The sequence below is a fragment of the Chryseobacterium oryzae genome, from assembly GCF_022811665.1.
GTDB classification, from domain to species: Bacteria; Bacteroidota; Bacteroidia; order Flavobacteriales; family Weeksellaceae; genus Chryseobacterium; species Chryseobacterium oryzae.
This window is the reverse complement of record NZ_CP094529.1, coordinates 2,242,954-2,264,535: the sequence shown is the minus strand read 5'-3', so window position 1 is coordinate 2,264,535 and position 21,582 is coordinate 2,242,954. Positions and strand designations below refer to the sequence as shown.

Sequence of the window (21,582 nt, the reverse complement as noted above, 5' to 3'; positions counted from 1 at the left end):
AAATGATTTTTAAACGTTAGGTTTATAATAATTATGCATATAAGTTATATTGATCCAAAGCTAATAATTATTTTTCATCAAATTTTACGGTTTTCCGTAAACAAATAATTTCTTACTCTCATAAGGCTTTACTTATCTAATTCTGAATAATATTCTTTAAAATCAAAAATTATGTCGAATAGCTCTTTAGGATGAATACGCAAACCGGTTGCTATTTCAATAAAGGTACTTAATTGACAATCTATCTTATTATTTGATACATCACTAATTCTTGCAGTAGTAATATTACACCTATCTGCGATTTTAGAATAAGGTGTATCACCTTTAATTTCTTTAATTTTTTCAGCAACTAATTTTTTGATTTCATCAGTTTTAAATTCACTCATAATTGCAGTCTTTCCTGCAATTTCATATTAATTACAACATTTTTCATTACCTAATTCGGTAATGAAAAGAATTTTTATTATATTTGGAACAAATTACTTATTAAAGTAATTTTGCGATACTTCAAAGAAACATTAGAAGCATTCGCTTAGATTCTCGGATTGAAAAACTGGTAATTTTTAGACAACGAGATGATAAGCAAGATGCTCACGACCTAGGCGTGGGCTCTCTTATCGTTGTCAGGTATACCAGTGCCCCAATCCGGTAAGTAGAGTTCCATGCCGTTTTATTTCCACTGTTGTACGATATTTTCTCTACACCCTGAGCTGCTTTCTAAAGTATAATAACTGACTGCACGATACAATGGGGTGTACAACTCATTGCGGCTTTTAAAGCTTTTTACGGGACACAATTTCATTCATATTAATTAAAGCTTTCTGGTGCCTTGAGGTGGGCTGGAGGGATATCCTTATGCTTTTTTTGCTGAGGGGCACTTAGAGAGTTTTGTTTTCAAAGATCTGAATCCGGTAGTGATATTAATATAAAATACAAGAACGTATAAAAATGAAACAGAAATTCTCTTTGATTCTATTATGTAGATTTTAATTAAAGAACTCTTCCTGCTTAGTGAAGTGGAATTTACAGTTGCAGAAAGAGTTTCAATAATAATCAAGGAGTTTAATAAAATTAAAACCCATACAAAACTATGAAAAAATCCTATTCTAACATAGGAAGCATGAGTCTTGTCTTTATGTTGACCATTGTTTGTGGTGCGGCTAGGGCTCAGACTAAGACTATTAGCGGTAAAGTTACCGCAGAGAATTTACCTTTATCCGGTGTTATTGTTTCACAGCAGGGCAGTGATGAGAGTTCGGTTACTAATGAAAGCGGTGTTTACCATCTTAGTATTTCAGGAGATAATCCTCTTCTTGTTTTTAGGCATTCTGATTATGCAGAGCAAGTTGTTGCTGTTGATAAACGGAGTGTAGTAGATGTTGTCTTTAATCAGAAAGTGAAAGGCATTGAGGAAGTTGTTCTTAATGCTGGTTATTATAAGGTTAAGGAGAGGGAGAGAACGGGAAGTATTGCAAAGATTGGTTCGACGGATATTGAGAATCAGCCTGTGACGAATGTTCTTGCGGCTGCGCAAGGTAGAATGCCTGGGGTTTCGATTACTCAGAATTCAGGGACTGCGGGAGGTGGATTTGATATTCAGATCAGGGGCAGGAATTCATTGCGTACTCGATCTAATTCGGAGATTGATGGTAATCAGCCGTTATATATTGTGGATGGTGTGCCTGTAGGAGGTGGCGTGAATTCACGGTATGGTGGAACGGTGCTGGCATTGGCGAATGTGAATCCTCTGAACAGTATTAATCCGAATGATATAGAGAGTTTTGAGATTCTGAAGGATGCGGATGCTACGGCTATTTATGGATCACGTGGTGCGAATGGGGTGGTGTTGATTACGACTAAGAAAGCGAGGAAAGGGAATCTCAGGCTGACATTGAATTCTTCGTATGGTTTGAGCCGTGCGGTATCGGGATTGGAGATGATGAATACGGAGCAGTATATTGAGATGCGTAAACAGGCTTTTGCCAATGATAATATCTCTGTTTATCCTGCCAATGCGTATGATGTGAACGGGACTTGGGATCAGAATCGTTTTACAGATTGGAGAAAGGAATTGATTGGCAGATATGCCACGCTTTCGAATTCTCAGCTTTCTTTGAGTGGTGGGAGTGATACGACTTCGTTTTTGGTGAGCCTGGGTCATAATGAACAGACAACGGTGTTTGGTGAGGATTTTAAGTACAGGACGAATACTGTTTCTGCAAATATAGCACATCAATCTCAGGACAGGAAGTTCAGCCTGAATATGTCGAACATGTTTTCTGCATTGGATAATAATGTGCTGACTTCGGACATTACCAATACGTCGTATCTGCTTCCTCCGAATGCACCGTCATTGTATGATTCTTATGGGAATCTGAATTGGGAGAATAATACATTCAATAATCCTTTGGCAACTTACCGGAATACTTATACTAATGACCAGCTTCAGTTTTTGAATAATATTACCACGGAATATGAGGTGGTGAAGAATCTGAAGCTAAGGTTGAATGGAGGATTGACTTATCAGACTTTTGAGGAATGGTCGCTGCGTCCGCATACGGCTAATAATCCTTCATCGGGGATGACATCAGGTCAGTCTGCGGCTTCAAAGAGCAATCAGAACCGTTTGTCGATGGTGGTAGAACCGCAGATTAATTATTCTTTTAAGACAGGGAAGCATTCGGTTGATGTTCTTTTTGGTGGGACGTATCAGAGGGATACGAATACGAATGCCGCGATTCAGGGGTTTGGTTTTGAGAGCAATGTGTTTATTAATAATATTGGTGCTGCTCAGACGAAGGTGGTGTCTGATGATGTGAAGACTGAATACCGCTATGCTGCTTTGTTCGGTAGGGTTAATTATCAATATGACGGTAAGTACATTTTGAACTTCACAGGGCGTAGGGATGGAAGCAGCAGGTTTGGACCTAACAATAAGTTTGCAACATTTGGTGCTGTGGGAGCTGCGTGGCTGTTTTCGAAGGAGGCGTTTTTGAAAGACAGTTCGTGGTTGAGTTTTGGAAAGCTTAGGGGGAGTTATGGTTCTTCTGGGAGTGATAATATAGGGGAGAACCAATACCTCAACACATTTGTGACCTCAACATTGATTTATAATGGTGTGGTGGGGCTGATTCCGTCGAGGTTGTATAATCCTGATTTTAGTTGGGAGAAGACTTTGAAGTTTGAGACTGCACTTGAACTTGGTTTGTTTAAAAACCGGTTTAATGTGACGGCTGCGTATTATGACAACAGGTCTTCCAGCCAGCTGTTGGGTTATCAACTTTCGGCAGTGACCGGGTTTACTTCTGTGTTGGCGAATCTCGGGGCAACGGTTCAGAATAAGGGCTGGGAATTTGAATTGAAGGGTGATTTGGTGAGGGGTTCTGCTGATTCGTTTTCGTGGGATGCCGGATTCAATATCAGTTTTCCGAGAAATAAACTGTTGTCTTTTCCTGGGCTGGAAGGGTCTTCTTATGCCAACACGTATGTGGTGGGGCAGCCTGTGAACATTATTAAGTTGTATCAGCTTAATGGTATTAATCCTTCTACAGGGCAGTATGCGTTTACGGATTTTAATGGTGACGGTAAGATTGCGTCGCCTGATGACCGTCAGGTGATCAGGAACCTGGGACAGAAGTTTTACGGGGGTCTGACGAATGATTTTAAGTATGGTAATTGGAATTTATCTGTGCTGTTGCAGTTTGTGAAGCAGGAGAGTAGGAACTACAATAGTCTGATGGCTTCGCCGGGACTGATGAATAATCTTCCTGTGGAAGCGCTGAATGTATGGTCACCTGAAAATCCAAATGGTTTTTATATGCCGTATCACGTGGCACCTACGGCTTCGCATCAGCTGTTTCAGGTGAGTGATGCGACGGTGTCTGATGCTTCTTTTGTCAGGCTGAAGAATGTTCAGCTGGCTTATAGCATTCCTCTTCAGGGGAAGGTGTTCCGGGAAGTGAAGCTTTATTTTCAGGGACAGAACCTGTATACGTGGACGAAATACTTCGGGGTTGATCCTGAGTTTAGTTCGGTGGGCTTTCTGCCGCCTTTGAGGACGTATTCTTTCGGTGCAACATTGTCACTGTAATCTTAAAATCCTTTTTAACCTTAATAGAAAAAAATAATGAAATTATTGATTTATATATTGACCTTGGCAGGAGCGTTATGTCTGATAACGGCTTGTGTTTCCTGTGAGAAGATGATTGAAACTGACCTTCCCCAGAATCAGATCGATACCGAGGATGTGTTTAATGATGTGCAGACTGCCAATGCAGCGTTGTCTGCATTGTATGCAGGGCTTTGGGATAGTTCACCGATATCAGGGGATCAGTCGGGACGGTTGTTTGGAATGTATACTGATGACCTCACGTATCATACGACGGCAACCAATAATGGTTTTCCTGAGATTTTTAACAATACGCTGATTGATTCAAGTATTCCTGTGAACTCATTCTGGACGGCAGCCTATCAGAAGATTTATTATGCGAACAGTATTTTGGAAGGTGTTGAGAATTCAGCAGCAATTGCTGAGAAGGATAAGGTTCGGATTAAAGCTGAAGCTTTAACCATCCGTTCTTTGTTGTTTTTTTATTTGCAGCAGATATATGGTGATATTCCGTATCCTGTAACGACCAATTATTCGGTTAATCAGACGATTTCCAAGACGGCTTCCGATGAAGTGTTGGATCGTTTGGAAATGGATTTGTCGGAGGCTGTTTTAACGCTGAATGATTCCTATAGGAATGCTGAACGTATTTTTGTTAACAAGAAAACCGCTGAGCTGATTCTAGCCAAAGTGTATATGCACCGTAAAAAGTATATGCATGCGGAGGTTTTGCTGAAGGATATTCTCCAAAGCCCGCTGTATACTTTTCAGAACGATATTACTAAGGTTTTTCAAAAGTCAGGAACACATATTCTATGGCAGTTAAAGCCTAAGAATTCAGGGGATGCGACGAAGGAGGCATCGATCTATTATTTTGTCAATGCGGCACCTACTGCTTTTTCACTGACACCGTCTTTGGTCGGCAGTTTTGCATCCGGGGATCTTAGAAAGCAGAATTGGATGGCTGCTGTTACCGTGGGTGGGAATACCTGGTACAGGGCTGAAAAATATAAGCTCCGTTCTGCCAATACTTTGGAGTATTCTGTTGTGTTCAGGTTGGAGGAAGTGTATCTCCTTCTTGCTGAATCTTTGGCTCAGCAGAACAATGTGGTTGATGCTGTACCTTTTGTGAATAAAACTAGACAAAGGGCGGGACTTCCGACATTGAGTTCAGGGATTGGGAAGGATTTGCTTTTGGCGGAAATTCTGAATGAGAACAGGAGGGAGTTTTTTACGGAGATGGGGCACCGTTTTCTGGATTTGAAAAGGAATGATCGTTTGAGTGTACTAACGGCTTCCAAGCCGAACTGGAAAGAATTTCATAGAGCATGGCCGATTCCGCAGAAGGAACTGCTGCTTAATTCAAACCTTAATCCTCAAAATACCGGGTACTGATCATGAATAGACTGAAGTTTAAGCGTCCCTTGAGTAAGGTATCGTTGATGATGATATTTTGTACTGTATCTTTCTTTAGTGCACAGGATATGTCGGATGAGGGGCTCAAGAAATGGGTAGCGCAGTTTTCTTCTTTAAATCTGCTGACGGTCAATGAGGATGTTTCTTACGCTGCGGTCACAAAATCGTATATGGGGAGTATTGATACAGTGCTTGTGTTTTCTCATAATAGGGTAAAAGCTATAGATACTCTTGTAGGATATAATATATCACGGAATTTTTTAGGCAAGAATTATTTATTTGCTCAGGGTGTCGGCAAAGCTGTTTTTGTCAATCTGAAAACCGGGAAAAGATCTGAATATAATACCGCTGTTAATGGCGGTATTATTAAAGATGTAAAACAGTTTTACATTTTGGATAGTCAAAGGAAGATCCGGGTTTTTCATTCTGATGGGCGTCTCTTGTATGAGATTGACAATGTTGATAAACTGGTGGGAGACGATGGGAAGATTTTGTTTTCAGTTAAATCGGTTGATGGTCGTTTTGCTTTGATGAGATGGGATGGTAAAAAGGCTGTGGCTTTGTATCAGACAGATGATACGGTTGAGAAGATTGAAATGATGCCTTCGGGGAGTTATTTGAGTATTCGTGAGATTGGGCAGGGAGCTTCCTTGAGATCGCTGAAGATCTTGGATTTACAGAGCGGCAGGCTCATTGCTCCTGCAGAGTTACAGAATCTTCCTGAGAAAACTGTGAAGGTCACTGAAATTCGGAAAGGAGAATCTTTTTTGGTTAGTGCTGAAACCCATATTCCGGTTCCTAAGACTCCAATGGTTGAACTTTGGTACGGAACGGACAGGGAGCTTCGGTTTACAAAAAATGGTAAGGTTAAGTATCGGTTCTGGCATATTATGACTGATACAGGGACTGTTGAAGAGTTTCCCACGGATAGATTTGAAATTTTTACTTCACTGAACAACAGCCGATACTTGTGGGCATTCAGTAACAGAGAAGTTTTTGATTATGTGAGTGCTAATCCGAAGTATGATATGTTTTTGTATGATATTCAATTGAAAAAATATTCGCTGATATTTCCGAAGTCCTCTGAAATATTCGGTTCAGCGGATGGGAGGTATGTGGTATCTTTTGACAGAAAAGAGAAAATATGGAAATTGTTTGATCTTCACAGTCAGAAGATGGCTGATGTTAAAGGTTCTGATTTGAGAAATCCTGTTTATAGTTTGGATGGCAAAAAACTGTTTTTTAGCGGAAAGACAGATTTGTATTCTTATGACCTGAAAACGGGTGTTTTGAGTGGTATGGAGATTTCAAAAGAGTCGGAGGTTGTCTTGATGGATAAGAAGGTAATAATGGGATTTACTCTTTTGGAGACGAAGTTCAATACAGTTACGGTAGACACTGGTAAACCCTTGCGTCTGCAGTTAAACAATACACTTAAAGGTACAACATCAGTGTTGGAGTTGAATAAAAATAAGAGATTGGTTCTTATTCCTGAAACTGACCGGAAGATTAAGAAAATTGCTTTTGGAAAGGGTAGTGGTACAAAGTCTGGTTTTACCATTGAGGAGAATTTTAATCTGCCTGATGGGTTGTATTCAGTTTCAAATAATGGGAGTAAGAAGAAGTTGCTTTATCAGACCAATACTCAGGACTTGATGTTGGATAAAATGAAAGTGGAAGTGGTGCATTTTAATAATTCTTTGGGGGTACCGTTAAAAGGAATATTGACTTATCCTATGGATTATGATCCTATGAAAAAATATCCGATGGTTGTAAAGGTTTATCAGCAGCAATCCAGTGCTGCTTCAACTTATCTAACTGGTGATGTAGCACAGGATGGAATCAGCAAAAGGATTTTGGTTGAACATGGTTATTTTGTATTTCAGCCGGATATTGTGTTTGATGACAGAGGAACGGGGATTTCAGCTTTGGATTGTGTGAATAAAGCCTTGGATGCAATTCAAAATAATACTTCTATCGATTTTTCGAAAGTTGGGTTAACAGGACATTCGATGGGTGGCTATGAGACCGACTTTATCGCTACGAAATCCAAGCGTTTTGCAGCTTTTGTTTCAGGTGCGTCTGTTGCAAATACAGTTCAAAGCTATTTTTCTTACAACAGGCTTTTTGAAGTTCCTGATTATGCGAGGTTTGAAGATGGGCAATTTGATATGAATATTTCTTATGCCGAAAATCCAAAGCTTTATGATAATAATAATCCGATAAATTTTGTACAAAATGTAAATGCACCAATTCTTCTTTGGACTGGTAGAAAAGACACGAATGTTGTTCCTGAGCAGACGGAAGCTTTTTACGTTGGTTTGTTGAGGAATAGGAAACCTGTTATTGCCTTACACTACAAGGATCAGTCACACAGCTTGGGCATTATGACGCCTGAAACTTTTGATTTGAATCGAAGGGTAATAGAATGGTGGGATTATTTTCTTAAGGGCAGGAACAGTACAGGTTGGATACAAAAGGAGTTGACTGGTAACTAAAATACTGATAATTAAAGAACGTTTTTGAAGCGTTCTTTTTTTTGATCATTTAGCTGTGGTAACTGATGATATCGGTATTGCTATTATCAAAAGTATTTAAAAAATTATCTTTGCATATCATCTTGAGTTTGGTTTTGTATTACATTTAAGTATAACTTGATAAAAAAAATAAAATTAATAAAATGAAATTAAAAATAAAAAGACCTTTAACTGTGTATTTTAGATTTATTCTCATGCTGCTTTCATTTTCTTTACCATTTGTATTTAGCAATGCAGCATACGATAATATGATTTCAGAAGGTCATTATTTCTGGTTTCTCTATTTTATTGTAATTTTCCTTTTAATGATTTATTTTCTGGTGAAAACCAATTATTACGAACTGATTAATGCAAAGATTTACGATGAAAAATTACTCTATTACAATTTATTATTTTTAAAAAGGGAAATAAAATTAAAGGAAATTAAAGGGTATAAAAATGGTGTAGACGAAAATTCAAATGAATTCTTTACAATATATGATAACCGCAATAGAAAAATTGCAACTTTAAAAGAGAGTTTATATTCAAATCTTGCCGAGTTCTTGGAGGCTCTGAATTGTGAACGGATTGGATACGAGAATACAGCATTTCATAAAATAATTCTAAGGATTAAATCTTTTTTTCAATGATTATAAAACCTTTAAACGGCGTTGTTGTGCTTTCACTAATTAGTAAATAGATGACTGTTAAAATATTGTGTAATAAAATACAGCAGATAAAATACAAATAGTTAATAATGAATTACAAAGAAAAAATAAAGGAGTTAGTAAAAGATGGCTGTAGCGCAAATGAAATATCTGAGCATCTGAAAAAGAATAAATTTGAGACCTGTAGCATTAGTTCGGTAAATAACTATATTGCGAAATTAAAAAAAGAGTACAATGCAAAAACACGATTTGAACTTTCAGTATTACTGATGCGATAGTTTCCAAACATATTTTGAATTTGAACGACAAGATTTAAAATCAATGAAAAAAATATCGTTTTCTAAATAGTCTTCGGAAAAAATTCTCCTTCGAAGAAAAAAATTGTTAATTTTCAGCAACTTTCAGCAACTTTCAGCACTTACAAAATAAATATGGAATTTATGGTAAAAACTAAGATCAGAACAACACTAAAAAAAGGGATTACAATCCCGAGCCTTATTTTTATAATCGGAGTTTGTCTTATTTCTGCATTGTATCCTGAAATTACAGATAGTCTTCTGACAGTAGTCAAAGGTTTTATTTTTGTGAACCTGAACTGGATTTATGTTTGGGCAGTTTCGATCTTTGTGATTTTCCTCGTGTATATCATGACCAGTAAATACGGTAATATCAGATTAGGTCGAAATGACAGCAGACCTGATTATTCATTTTTTTCATGGCTATCAATGCTTTTTGCTGCGGGAATGGGTATTGGGTTAATGTATTTTAGTGTTGCTGAGCCGATGCAGCATTATTCCAACGAGATATTTTCTGACAAATCTCTTGTTCAAAGGGCTCAGAATGCCCAGCTTTACACCTTTTTTCACTGGGGGATTCATGCTTGGGCAATCTATGGAGTTGTAGGTTTGGCGCTAGCTTATTTTTCGTACAGATATAGACTTCCTTTGTCTTTAAGAAGTTGCTTTTATCCTTTATTGAAAGACAGAATAAAAGGCAGATGGGGTAACGTCATCGATGTTTTTGCTTTATGCAGTACTTTTTTTGGTATCACCACCACTTTAGGGTTTGGTGTAGTGCAGATCAATTCAGGACTGGTTACCCTAAATATATTGCCTGATAACAGTTTTCTTTATCAGGTTCTTATCGTTGCTGTTTTGGTCTCACTGGCTATATTTTCAGCGGTCAGCGGTTTGGATAAAGGGGTGAGAATATTAAGCAACATAAATATTACCGCTGTCGTAATACTGCTTCTATTTGTACTTTTTTTAGGTCCTACGGTTTATCTGATCGGGAGCTTTACTGAAGGTATCGGGACGTATATCAATAGTTTTTTTACGCTCACATTCAATACTCACGTCTATGAAGAAGGAACCCAGACATGGTTTTATGACTGGACGATTCTATATTGGGCATGGTGGATCTCCTGGTCTCCGTATGTAGGATTGTTTATAGCGAGAATTTCAAAAGGACGTACAATCAGGGAATTTGTAGCCGCAGTGCTGATTTTACCTACTTTATTTAATTTTATCTGGATGTCTGTATTTGGCAACAGTGCGATTTGGTTTGATATGAATGTTGCCGATGGTTTTTTAAGCCAGATGGCTAACGATCCGGACGGACTGATGTTTCAGTTTCTGGAGTATCTTCCATTTACAAAATTTATTAGTTTTCTAGTTATTGGTATCATTATCATCTTCTTTGTTACCTCTGCTGATAGTGGTATTTTTGTGATGAACAGTATTGCAACTAAAAATGCTAAAGTTTCGCCACGGTGGCAAACGATAGGATGGGGAACACTTCTCGCTGTTTTGGCACTGATACTGCTCAATGCTGGAGGATTGGCTGCACTCCAAAGTATGACCTTGATTACAGCACTTCCTTTCTCAATAATCATGCTTCTGTTCCTCGTTAGTCTAACAAAAGGTTTAATGGTTGACAAAAATTATTATGACAAAGATTTTTCATCCACGACCGTTCCCTGGTCGGGAGAGCAGTGGAAAGATAGGCTAAGGCAGATCGCTTCCTTTAATGATGCAGCTTCTACCCATAGATACATAGAAACGACGGCTAAGCAGGCGTTTGGTGAACTTCTGTCTGAGTTTGCTGTTAATGGGATAGATGCAAAATTGAATTATGGAGAAAACCCAGAAAGAATCGAAATAGAAATCAGATATGATCTGATCAACAATTTTATTTATGGCGTTAGAAGCGAATCAAAAATAGTGTCTGAATATCTGCTGAATGAAGACAATCTACCTGACGCAGAAGAGAATCTCGTTTATTTCCCCAAATCTTATTTTGGTGACAACAGGGATGGATATGACGTGAAGCTGTTCACAAAAAACGAATTAATATCGGATGTTTTAAAACATTATGACCGATTCATCAATATTATATCGGAAGAGAAAAATACAATGTTTATCAGTAGTGATTCAAATCATCGGTTTAAATAACTGGAATCTTTATTAATTGGCATCCGTATTCATAATTAATACACTCTTCTCTTTCAGTCTTTTCTGCAGCCAGTTTTTAAGTTGTGTTTGATCGATCTTATCCCCTGTATACAATAGGGTAAACTGTAGTCTTGCGCTATCAGTCAGTGGGTAAAGTTCAGTTTTTCCATAAGTGACGTTTTGCATCGATGGATACAGGATTTTAATTTCCTGAAGAAGAGTGGAGTCGGAAATTTTATAACTATTAAGCTCTTGTCTGAGTTGTGCAATAGTCAGGTCTTTCTCAGAAATGCTTCGGTCTGTTTTACTGATTTCACTTAGAATTTCAGATTTAATATCTGTTCCGTCTTGTCTAACATTAAGCTTCGTATCGTATAGTCCGTAATCTGCAAGTATTTTATTATAGGATAAAATTTCATCTGCGGTGATCTTTTCGTTGAGAAAAGCAATATCAATAATTTTAGGTGAGGCGTTATAATTAATTTTTTTATAAATAACGGTAAAGCCTTTATTTTCAAATTCCTTATGTACAAATTCCTCTGCGGTCTTTGTAAATGTTTTTTCATTAAAAAGATTGTAAGCTAAATAAAAGCTTGGAATGATCATCACTAAAATCAATACTGAAATACCGTATTTAATTCTTTTCTCATATTTGTTATCAATAATAGATGAAGGATATTGAAGGAATTTAACAACAAAAAAAGTAGCAATGCAGATAAAAAAACAATTAATACTGTATAGGTAAAATGCACCGAAAAAATAGGAAAAATTGAATGTTGCCAATCCAAAGCCGGCAGTACACAATGGTGGCATTAATGCAGTCGCTATCGCCACACCCGGAATGGGATTTCCTTTTTCGACTCTGGTAATTGCTATAACTCCCACTAAGCCGCCAAAAAAAGCTATTAGGACATCGTAGATATTTGGAGCTGTCCTTGCAAGCAACTCTGACTGTACATCTTTGAAAGGGCTTACATAAAAGTAGATGGCAGAAACCGTCAAGCTTACAAATGTTGCGATCAGTAAATTTTTAAATGATTTTTTCAGCAACGGAAAATTATAGGTGCCCAAAGCAAAACCTGCTCCTACGATGGGTCCCATTAATGGTGATATCAACATGGCTCCGATGATTACCGCAGTTGAGTTTACATTTAATCCGACAGATGCGATAATAATGGCACAGGCAAGAATCCAAAGATTGGATCCCCGGAAAGAAATATTGGCTGTTACGTTTTCCAGTACTTTGTCTTTTCTTTCTTCACCATTATGAAGATTGATAAAATTGAAAATATTATTGATCATTTGTGTTTGTATTATTTATTTGAGAATTTCTGCTTAAAATTATGTATCCTATAATTCCACCTATAATGGAGGCAACGAAAATACCGATTTTAGCCTGAGTCTGATACTCTTCATGAGAAAAAGCAAGGGAGGTGATAAACAGTGACATGGTAAATCCAATCGATGCCAAAAAGCCTAGCCCGAGAAGATTTTTAAAGTTCATTCCTTCAGGTACTGTCGCAATTTTAAGTTTTATAAATAAGTAGCTGAATCCAACTACTCCTAAAACTTTTCCAGCTACGAGTCCGAGAGCCGTACCTAAGGCGATATTATTGTTGAACAGACTTTCAAAATCTATATTTAACGATACTCCTGCGTTGGCAATCGCAAAAATTGGAATGATGAGAAATGATACTGCGGGATGCATGGCATGCTCAAGTCTTTGCAGGGGTGGAGTAGCTTCCAATGTTGCCTCATTCATTTTTTCTAAGACATGAAGCTGTTCGTTCGTTAGGGTGGGAGTATTTTCGGTAGGGTCAATATTTTTAAACCTTTGCAGATATACATTGATTTTTGAGATAAAGATGTTTTCTTTTATTTTAACATCTGCAGGAATAGTGAAGGCTGCAAGAACCGCAGCGATCGTTGCGTGAACTCCTGATAAAAGAAAAGTTGTCCATACTCCGCAAATTCCTAAAACCGCATAAAATAATATAGCGCGGACTCCCAGACGGTTTCCTAAATACATGATTGCAAGAATCAATAATCCTACAATCAGGTAAAGCATATTGATGTCTGAAGTGTAGAAGAATGCAATAACCAGTACAGCACCCAAATCATCCACAATGGCAAGAGCAGTCAAAAATACTTTCAAAGCGAGAGGAATTCTGTTACCTAATAAATACAAAACTCCTAAAGCAAATGCTATATCTGTTGCCATGGGTATTCCCCATCCTTTATGAGGTTCACCGGACGGATTGCACAGTAAATAAATTAGTGCAGGCATAACCATTCCTCCAACAGCTGCGACAATCGGAAGAAGCGCTTTTCTAACATCAGATAATTCGCCGCCAATAATTTCTCTTTTCAGTTCAAGACCTACTACGAAAAAGAAGATGGACATCAAACCATCGTTAATCCAATGGTGAATATTATACTCGAAATAAGTCTCATTGTTCCAGCGGAATCCAAACGACTGTTCTAAAATTTCATGATAGGAATGAGAAAGCGATGTATTTGCTAAGATTAATGCAATAACAACGCTGATACCAAGTAATAATCCTCCTGACTTTTCCTGTTGTATGAAACGTTGCATAGGTTGAACGATTTTGTCAATAGGTTTTTTAGCATAGTTATTGTCCATAGAAAATTATTTGACTGCAAATTTACGAAATCTAAGTAAGAATAGAGTTTTACTGTGGTCTAAGTGAAAAGTAAATTTTTGTTCTTGTTCTTTAATCTAAAATCTTCTTTTTTTTAAAAATAAATTTTTATTATTACATCATATTAATCAAACCACCTATAGAATGTCATCAAAAAAACTTGGAGAATGGTCTGCAACTGCCATCTGCGGAAATGATATTACCTCTTCGTGCTTATATGTTTCTGCACTTGCTATTGTAGCTGCTGGACAGTATGCATGGATAGCCCTTTTACTTGTAGCAGCTGTCCTGTATTTATTCCGTAAAATCTATGGTGAAGTCGTTGGGGCATTACCCTTGAATGGAGGAGCCTATAATGTATTGCTTAACACAACAACTAAAAGTAATGCTTCTATTGCAGCTTGTCTAACAATATTATCATATATGGCTACTGCTGTTATTTCCTCTAGTGAAGCGATGCATTACCTTCATCACATTTTCCCTCACTTTAATGTTAATATTGCAACGTTTTTACTGCTTGTGTTATTTTTGGGATTGACGATTCAGGGAATTTCTGAAAGCGCGGTAGTTGCTCTGATAATTTTTATTTTTCACCTTACGACAATGATGCTTTTAATTGGATCATGTATTTATTTTGTGAGCAACAATGGATTATCCATTATGATTAATAATTTTCATCTGCCTACTAAGAATGGCAGTATTTTAACAGCCATCTTTTTTGGATTTTCAGCAGCAATGCTGGGAATATCAGGTTTTGAAAGTTCTTCAAATTTTGTGGAAGAACAGAAGAGAGGTGTTTTTGCAAAGACATTGCGAAATATGTGGGTTGCGGTTTCAATCCTTAATCCACTAATAGCATTTCTTGTGATCTGTATTATTCCAGTTTCGGCAGTTGAATCTCATCAAAATTCATTTTTGAGTTACGTTGGCACATTAACAGGAGGGAAGTGGCTGTCGACAATTATTTCCATCAATGCAGTTTCCGTACTCAGCGGTGCTGTTTTGACTTCGTTTGTAGGAGTTAATGGCCTAATTAAGAGAATGACTTTAGATCGAATACTTCCGAATTATTTTTTAAAAGAAAATAAAAGAGGAAGTACATACAGAATTTTAATTTTATTTTTTCTCCTATGCTGTTCTGTTCTTTTGGTCACCCGCGGGGAGTTGGGACCTTTAGCTGCAGTTTATGCATTATCGTTTCTAACAGTAATGGCTTCTTTCGCGATCGGAAACATACTTTTAAAATTACGCCGTTCTAGATTGCCTAGGCCAGAAAATGCCAGACCGTGTGCTGTTATTATAGCACTCTTTGCAATAATGCTTGCATTATACGGAACGGTTCAGGCAAAACCTCAATATTTACTGACATTCCTTCAATATTTTATACCTTCAGTTCTCATTATTTTGGCAATGCTGATGAGAAATGATATTATGCATTTTATCATAAATGTAATGCAGTCTCTCTCAAAAGGATATAAGAAATATACGGTTGTACGTCAACGTGAGCTTAATCAAAACTTGAAAAAACTTTATGAACAGAATTTTGTCTTTTTCTCAAAAGGTGATGATATAGCAACATTAAACAAAGTGATGATGTACCTTCATGAAAATGAAGTGACCAACAGAATAAAAATTGTTACTGTTCTGGATAAAGCAGCACACCCTGACCCGAAGTTTCTTACAGACTTCGATACATTAGACAGGGCATATCCTGATGTTGATATGGAATATGTGACAATTATAGGCGAATTTACTCCTGAACTTGTTGAAAAGCTAAGCAATGATTGGAATATTCCTAAAAATTTCATGTTTATCAGCAGTCCTGGCGAGAAATTCAGTTATCGTGTTGATGAATTAGGTGGAGTAAGGTTGATACTCTGATTTAAATAGAGAACGCTTAAGATGTTAAATTATGTTGGCATTCAATAATTAAATTTTATCTTTAAAGAATAAACTCTTAGGTGAAGATTGTGCTACCAGAAGCAGCAATCTTTATTGATAAACTCAACTCAAAAAAAGATAAACTGGCTGATTTGATTAAGAAATTTAAATACGATCTAATATGGATATAAGACGAATTGAGAAAATTTTATTAGGTACATTTCTGATGACCATCGTTTTATTTTTAATGGAAATTAATTTGTATAGTGCAGGAGATTATACTACGAGCAAATTAAACGAAATATTATTTTGGTCATTTATACGAGGTCTTGTAATTTCTGCTGGTGTGAATATCGGAAACCAATATTTTGCCAAATTAAAGGATAAGTAGTGAATTAGTTTCAAATTTTTTCGATTTATATTACTATGTTATTTTCCAAAACTAACAAGTAATCACATAAAGATTTTTTTCTGATGAGATTAATTAAATAATAAGAAGGACGCCAACGGCGTCCTTCAAAGATTAAATTAGGGCTGAATCTCATAAAGAAGTTCGCCACACATTGTTTCGGAACCGACAGCTCTTAATTGAACAGAGGGATCTGCGCTCCATGTACAAACATTTGCCGTAGCAAATGTACTGCAGTCTTTGTCTGCATTGATACATTCAAACTGACCTTCACCGTGGTTGACAAGACGGTATCCGGCTTCGATGGCTTGTTTGCTTTCTTTAACCATTTTGGTAGCAAACGCTGAACCTGTGCCCATTAATACCAGAACTACAGGAAAAATTAACTTTTTCATAATAAAAAGGATTTGAATTGGTGCCTACTCTTGGTAAAGGTTTTCGGCTTCCCCTTATTTTAAATGCCTTAACAAAGGCTTTGTTAATTGGTACTGAATAAGATGATTTCCGGCGATGGCATACAGAAACTGATCGGTTACTATAATATCACTGACTTTATTTTCTCCGCGGTTTTCCATGTAGAGACTGCCTATGTACAGTTTTGAATCTGTTTTATAAACATCTACCACTTTAGAATTTTTCCATCGTTTTGCAGATTCATATCTTCCTTTCAAAAAGGATTGATTAAAAAGCAGTTTTCTGTATACTGTAGAAAATCCATTTACTTTTAAAGGAGGCTTTTCCATTTTGTACTTCCCATCCGGAAGTTTCACCGATTTAACGTGTGCGGTGCTTACAGTATCAATGGTATTTAAACGGTGCTTTACCTTAAAAGTAGAATCTGCGACAATAAACTGATTTCTGTAACGGTATGTATAAACTATATCTCCATTTGCCCTGTCCACATTAAGAACACCATCGTTATCGAAAACTCCATCAGACTGTTTCTGTAGAAAATCTGCGTGTAGTTGTACTTTGTTATTATCATTATCAGGGTGCAGAGAAGCGATGATTAAATCTTTTGTTCTGCTGCTTTGGGTTCTTAATATAAATGAATTATTTTCATTGATCACAGCCAACTGAGAAAAGTAAGCATCATTTTGACTAACAGTCTCAGGCTTTGAATGATTTAATAATCCACTCTTTATCATAGCAACTGTTCCGTCGAAAATGTAATAGTGAGATCCAAGAACTTTTGTTTCCAGTTTTCTGTAAGGAAGTTCATTAATATCCAGTTCGATATTCATTTTCTTCTTTATGACCATTGCAGAATCCAATACAAGAATTTGCTGAGGAAATTTTATATTTCCTAAATAAACATTTTTATTATCTGCTCCTGCAAAATAATAATAAGAGTTATCCAACAATGTATTCTGCTTTTCTACAATAGGATGCATTAAATATCTTCTTGTGAAATTATTATCCTCTTTAATAATGTTTTCTGAGCTGAGAAATAAAAAAATAACAGCCAAACAACTTAGAATATTTGATAACAATAATAAAGCTGCAGTACTCAATTTAGAATAACCTGAAGTTCTTTCGCTTATAAAAACTGCTATAGTACCTATAATTACACAAAATAGGTTGAAGAATAAATGCTCTGTCCAGCCTAAACTTTCCAATATACCACCACATGAACAGGGAACAAAATCACTATAATTCAGAATTAAGAAGATGTAAATTGTAAATGCGGACATTATCGCTGTTGATCCATATAAACCAATTGTTCTTAATTTTTTAATGGAAACAAAAATGACGATAACAACTTCAACAAGAATTACTCCGTAGGAAATTACTCCAGCATATGCGCTTAGAAGAGGTGATTGCCCTATCTGAACCTGAAAATTATCAAAGTCCATAATTTTGCTTACCGAAGCATAGCAAAATAACAGGATGAAAAAGTAGCTTGTAAATTCTACGAATTTTAATTTGAAGGTATTCATTATTATTTGTTTTATCCGTTTTTTACTAAAATCCATTTTACTTTCTTACCACAGTATTCAGGCATCAATTTTCCTTCAGATACAAAGACTGTTGTGGAAATAGATCCAACTGTTTCATATTCGCCACTTACTGTGCAAATTTGCCCAGATTCAAGAATCACTTTTTCTTTTGCAGAACTCACCTTAACTGATTTTTTTAAATAAAACAGTATTTTACTGTGCACTATCACTGGATACTCTCCAATGTTGCTTGTCTCTTCTCGGCTCATCATCATCTCCAGTATCAAGATTGTCTAAATCAGAAATATCAGGATTTGATGATTCGGTTCTTGCCGAAGCTGAATTGTTGTCGTAATTTTTTACTTCATTTATGATCTTTGTTTCCTGAGTTTCAGATTCGAGATCGGATGATCGCTCGCATGAGATCATTAGGAAGGCAGATAATAAACTAAAAATTGAGATATACTTTTTCATGATGTTTTAAGTGATTGTTAAAAAGTTATCCCGGCCAGGTTGTTTAGAATTCTGATTCGAAATTAGGATGATCAGCCGTTGTTAGAAAGGAAATGGTGGAGTGATGGATCCTACTTTAGGGAATAATTGATCTATTACTCCCATTAAATTGTTGTTTAATTTATTGCGTATCAGTACTTTGTTTTGGTTTTATCTTTTAGAGGTACATATCCATATTTTAGTGCGATATTTTAGTTAATTTTGGCTTAACCAATGTCACATGAGAACTAATAATGCCTACTTTTTAATACTTTTTATTTTTTTTGTTGGTTTTTTTCAAAGTCAAGAAAAACAAAATTCATATAAGAAGCTTTCGTCTCTTTTCAACTCGTATCAAGAAAATGATGAAAGGGCATTGGTATTTGTTAAAATGTATATTGAAAAGGCTAAGTCAGAGAAAAATTATTTAAAGCTAATTGCTGGATATGAAGAAGCTATATATTATAGCAATACTTCACAGCGAAAATTAATATACTCCGACAGTGCAATCGTTACAGCATTAAAATCTAAAAATAAAGACCAGATATCCAGGGCCTATCTTGGTAAAGGGATTGTATACTATTACAACAGTAGAAATTTTAAAAAAGCACTGGAGAACTATCTGATTGCTTTTAAATATTCAAAAAATTCTGAAGATCAGTATTTAACAAATAAGGTTATTTATCATCTTGGAGTAGTAAAGTGTTATTTAGGTTATTATGACGAAGCGAGCCAACATTTTATACAGACCGCAAATTTTTTCCAGAGAAATATGAATGCTGATCATGTTCATGAAAATATTAAATTAAATAATGAGTCGGGATATTTAAATAGTATTTATCGTCTAAGCAAAGCATACGCAAATATCGGGATGCATAAAAAAGAAGATTCGTTGATTGACCTAGGTTTAAGTCTTTTGGATAATAAAGATCAGCATTCGATTGAATATGCATACTTTCAGAAAGGTCGGGGTATCCAACTTATTCGCCAAAAAAAGACAAAGGAAGCTTTAAAGCATCTCATTTTTTCAAGGGATATTCTCCTTAAAAATAATGATTTTGCTTCACTGGCAACCGTTAATTTTTATTTAGGAAAACTATATTGGATTAATAATAATAGAAAACAATCGCTTTCCTATTTTAGAAAGGTCGATTCTATTGTAAATAAATACAAATTTATAACGCCGGAAATTAGGGGCAGCTATGAATTTCTCATCAATGATGCCAAAGAGCAGCATAATGATTCTGTTCAGCTCTATTACACCAATCAGCTTTTACGGGCAGATTCGATCATTGCTAAAGATTTTGCTAAGCTATCGACAAAAATAAAATATGAGTACGATACGGATCGGCTTAATGAGGAAAAAGGACAGCTTATAAAAAAGCATAAAAAATGGAAAATTCTATTTGCTGTTCTAATAACTTTATCAGTATTTCTTATTATATTTTTAGTGTACAGATCTCGCAAAAAAGAAGCGCTTTTGACTCAGCAATATAATATTTTGATAGAAAAAATGACCATTGGTCAGATAAAAGAATCAGAAGAAGTATCAAAACCTGTTAAAGAGCACGTAAAAAGTCTGTATACTCCTGAACAAATTAATGATGTAGTACAAAATCTAAAAGTCTTTGAAGACAAGAAACAGTATCTTAAGAAAAATATTAAACTTCCAGAGGTTGCAACATTGATAGGTTCTAACCGTACCACACTTTCTTTTGTACTAAATGAACATCTAGATGTCACATTTCCCGAATATTTAAAGAAATTAAGGATAAATTATATTACAGCATTTATGTTGGAAGATAAGAGGAATTTAAATTATAAGATAGATACCCTCGCTGAGATGTGCGGAATTTCCACAAGGCAGATGTTTTCAACTCATTTTCTCGAAGTAACAGGAATGAGACCAACAGATTTTATTAGAAAGAGACTTGAAGAGTTGGATAATCAATAGGTAGAGTAATATTATTTTAATAGAGCTCTTATAATCTAAACGACAATTATGTAGATCAACTCGTGGAAAGCTGTGCAAATATTGCTTACAATTTCAATTATCTTCTTTATCAAACAAAGACATTTGTCTTGTTTGTTTTTTTGGAAAAGTACCTCAATAGTTTATGAATAGATATATCTTGATATTATAAGCGAATTTTACGGTACTAAAAGTATTACCGTATGAAAGAACAAAACATCAGATTGCAGATAGGCAATTTGTGGAATGGCTTAATGGAATCAGTAGACCACATAAACAGAGGACAGGCTGATATTATTTTACGCTCGGAAGAAATCCTGATGGAAACCGATACTGCGATTCGAGAGCTAAAAAAAATTGTAAATCATCATAAATTTGAAGATTGGGCTGAAGAAATACATTTTTTTAAGAATACGAAACCTCAGTTTGTTGCTATTTATATTTATTATTCAAAAATTCTTTTAATAGAAGCTTCAAGACCTTTTGCTGATGCAGCTGCTCTTCTATCATATTATGAAAATGAGCGGATCAACTTACTGTTTTTCTACAATGAAAACAAAGACTTTATCAATTACTATCGTAGGAAATCAACATTTTTGGATAAGAAATACTTTGTTCGGTTTAAATTTGATTTTAAGTTGAAGTTAAGCCCGGAACTATACAGTTACGATTTGGATTTCTCTACTTCGCATGATCATATTGTCGCACAAATTATTGCTAACGATCTTCTTGAGCAATATTTATCAGATAAAATTAATTTAGAAAGCAAGGCAGGAAGTTCTCTTACTGAAGTAAAGAAGTTAGAATGGACAGCTTCAAAAGTTGCCTTGACCGAATTGCTGTACGCTTTACACCAAAGTAATAGTTTTAATGCAGGCCAAGCAGAATTGTCTGAAATTTTCAGGTGGGCCGAAAAGGCTTTTAATATTAGTTTGGGTAATTATCATAAGACTTTAGGCGAAATCAGAATTAGAAAAACTGAGCGTTCAAAGTTTCTTAATTTACTTCAGCAAAATCTTAATCAACACTTGGATGATTTGGATATGTAGATGTTTTTCCTTTCG

The 21,582-nt window shown here is 35.9% G+C and carries 16 protein-coding genes; 9 read left to right on the top strand and 7 right to left on the bottom strand.

Annotated features, from left to right (window positions below):
• Positions 1 to 128: 128 nt before the first annotated feature.
• Complete coding sequence (locus MTP08_RS10330; RefSeq protein ID WP_243575922.1) at positions 129 to 386, bottom strand: XRE family transcriptional regulator; 258 nt, start codon at positions 384 to 386, stop codon at positions 129 to 131.
• Between the two features lie 704 nt (positions 387 to 1,090).
• On the opposite strand from MTP08_RS10330, the gene MTP08_RS10325 reads away from it, so the two are divergent.
• From MTP08_RS10325 to MTP08_RS10305, 5 genes are all read left to right on the top strand, one after another.
• Positions 1,091 to 4,090, top strand: a complete 3,000-nt coding sequence (locus MTP08_RS10325; protein WP_243575921.1) for a SusC/RagA family TonB-linked outer membrane protein — start codon at positions 1,091 to 1,093, stop codon at positions 4,088 to 4,090.
• A gap of 36 nt (positions 4,091 to 4,126) precedes the next feature.
• Positions 4,127 to 5,503 carry a RagB/SusD family nutrient uptake outer membrane protein gene (locus MTP08_RS10320; protein WP_243575920.1) on the top strand — a complete coding sequence of 459 codons (1,377 nt, stop codon included), beginning with the start codon at positions 4,127 to 4,129 and terminating at the stop codon, positions 5,501 to 5,503.
• 29 nt (positions 5,504 to 5,532) lie between these two features.
• A complete protein-coding gene (locus tag MTP08_RS10315) occupies positions 5,533 to 8,022 on the top strand; it encodes a S9 family peptidase (RefSeq protein WP_243575919.1) in 2,490 nt (829 codons plus the stop codon).
• A 182-nt stretch (positions 8,023 to 8,204) separates the two neighbouring features.
• The gene (locus tag MTP08_RS10310; RefSeq protein ID WP_065720761.1) at positions 8,205 to 8,690 is read left to right on the top strand and encodes a hypothetical protein; all 486 of its coding nucleotides are present in this window, start codon (positions 8,205 to 8,207) and stop codon (positions 8,688 to 8,690) included.
• Between the two features lie 458 nt (positions 8,691 to 9,148).
• Entirely contained in the window at positions 9,149 to 11,161 is a 2,013-nt protein-coding gene (locus MTP08_RS10305; protein WP_083206642.1) for a BCCT family transporter, read from the top strand.
• A gap of 12 nt (positions 11,162 to 11,173) precedes the next feature.
• Here MTP08_RS10305 and MTP08_RS10300 read toward each other — a convergent pair whose 3' ends face one another.
• Positions 11,174 to 12,463, bottom strand: coding sequence for a DUF389 domain-containing protein (locus tag MTP08_RS10300; RefSeq protein WP_243575918.1), 1,290 nt, complete (start codon positions 12,461 to 12,463; stop codon positions 11,174 to 11,176).
• A complete protein-coding gene (nhaA, locus tag MTP08_RS10295; protein ID WP_065720758.1) occupies positions 12,453 to 13,805 on the bottom strand; it encodes a Na+/H+ antiporter NhaA in 1,353 nt (450 codons plus the stop codon). The genes MTP08_RS10300 and nhaA overlap by 11 nt, the downstream gene beginning before the upstream one ends.
• Before the next feature lie 163 nt (positions 13,806 to 13,968).
• Between nhaA and MTP08_RS10290 the strand changes: the two genes are divergently transcribed.
• On the top strand, positions 13,969 to 15,705 hold the full coding sequence (locus MTP08_RS10290; protein WP_123865355.1) for an APC family permease: 1,737 nt from the start codon (positions 13,969 to 13,971) through the stop codon (positions 15,703 to 15,705).
• A gap of 181 nt (positions 15,706 to 15,886) precedes the next feature.
• Positions 15,887 to 16,096 carry a hypothetical protein gene (locus MTP08_RS10285; RefSeq protein WP_123865356.1) on the top strand — a complete coding sequence of 70 codons (210 nt, stop codon included), beginning with the start codon at positions 15,887 to 15,889 and terminating at the stop codon, positions 16,094 to 16,096.
• A 137-nt stretch (positions 16,097 to 16,233) separates the two neighbouring features.
• On the opposite strand, the gene MTP08_RS10280 is transcribed toward MTP08_RS10285, so the two are convergent.
• The 4 genes from MTP08_RS10280 to MTP08_RS10265 all read right to left on the bottom strand — a co-directional run bounded on the left by MTP08_RS10280 (position 16,234) and on the right by MTP08_RS10265 (position 18,528).
• Entirely contained in the window at positions 16,234 to 16,473 is a 240-nt protein-coding gene (locus tag MTP08_RS10280; RefSeq protein ID WP_233878962.1) for a hypothetical protein, read from the bottom strand.
• 90 nt (positions 16,474 to 16,563) lie between these two features.
• A complete protein-coding gene (locus tag MTP08_RS10275; protein ID WP_065720754.1) occupies positions 16,564 to 18,054 on the bottom strand; it encodes a MauE/DoxX family redox-associated membrane protein in 1,491 nt (496 codons plus the stop codon).
• An 11-nt stretch (positions 18,055 to 18,065) separates the two neighbouring features.
• Positions 18,066 to 18,236: a hypothetical protein gene (locus MTP08_RS10270; protein WP_159745873.1), complete on the bottom strand. Its 171-nt coding sequence runs from the start codon at positions 18,234 to 18,236 to the stop codon at positions 18,066 to 18,068.
• A gap of 31 nt (positions 18,237 to 18,267) precedes the next feature.
• Positions 18,268 to 18,528, bottom strand: coding sequence for a hypothetical protein (locus MTP08_RS10265; protein WP_123947100.1), 261 nt, complete (start codon positions 18,526 to 18,528; stop codon positions 18,268 to 18,270).
• Between the two features lie 259 nt (positions 18,529 to 18,787).
• Between MTP08_RS10265 and MTP08_RS10260 the strand changes: the two genes are divergently transcribed.
• The gene (locus MTP08_RS10260) at positions 18,788 to 20,500 is read left to right on the top strand and encodes a helix-turn-helix domain-containing protein (protein WP_065720752.1); all 1,713 of its coding nucleotides are present in this window, start codon (positions 18,788 to 18,790) and stop codon (positions 20,498 to 20,500) included.
• 221 nt (positions 20,501 to 20,721) lie between these two features.
• A complete protein-coding gene (locus tag MTP08_RS10255) occupies positions 20,722 to 21,567 on the top strand; it encodes an RteC domain-containing protein (RefSeq protein WP_065720751.1) in 846 nt (281 codons plus the stop codon).
• Positions 21,568 to 21,582 lie beyond the last annotated feature (15 nt).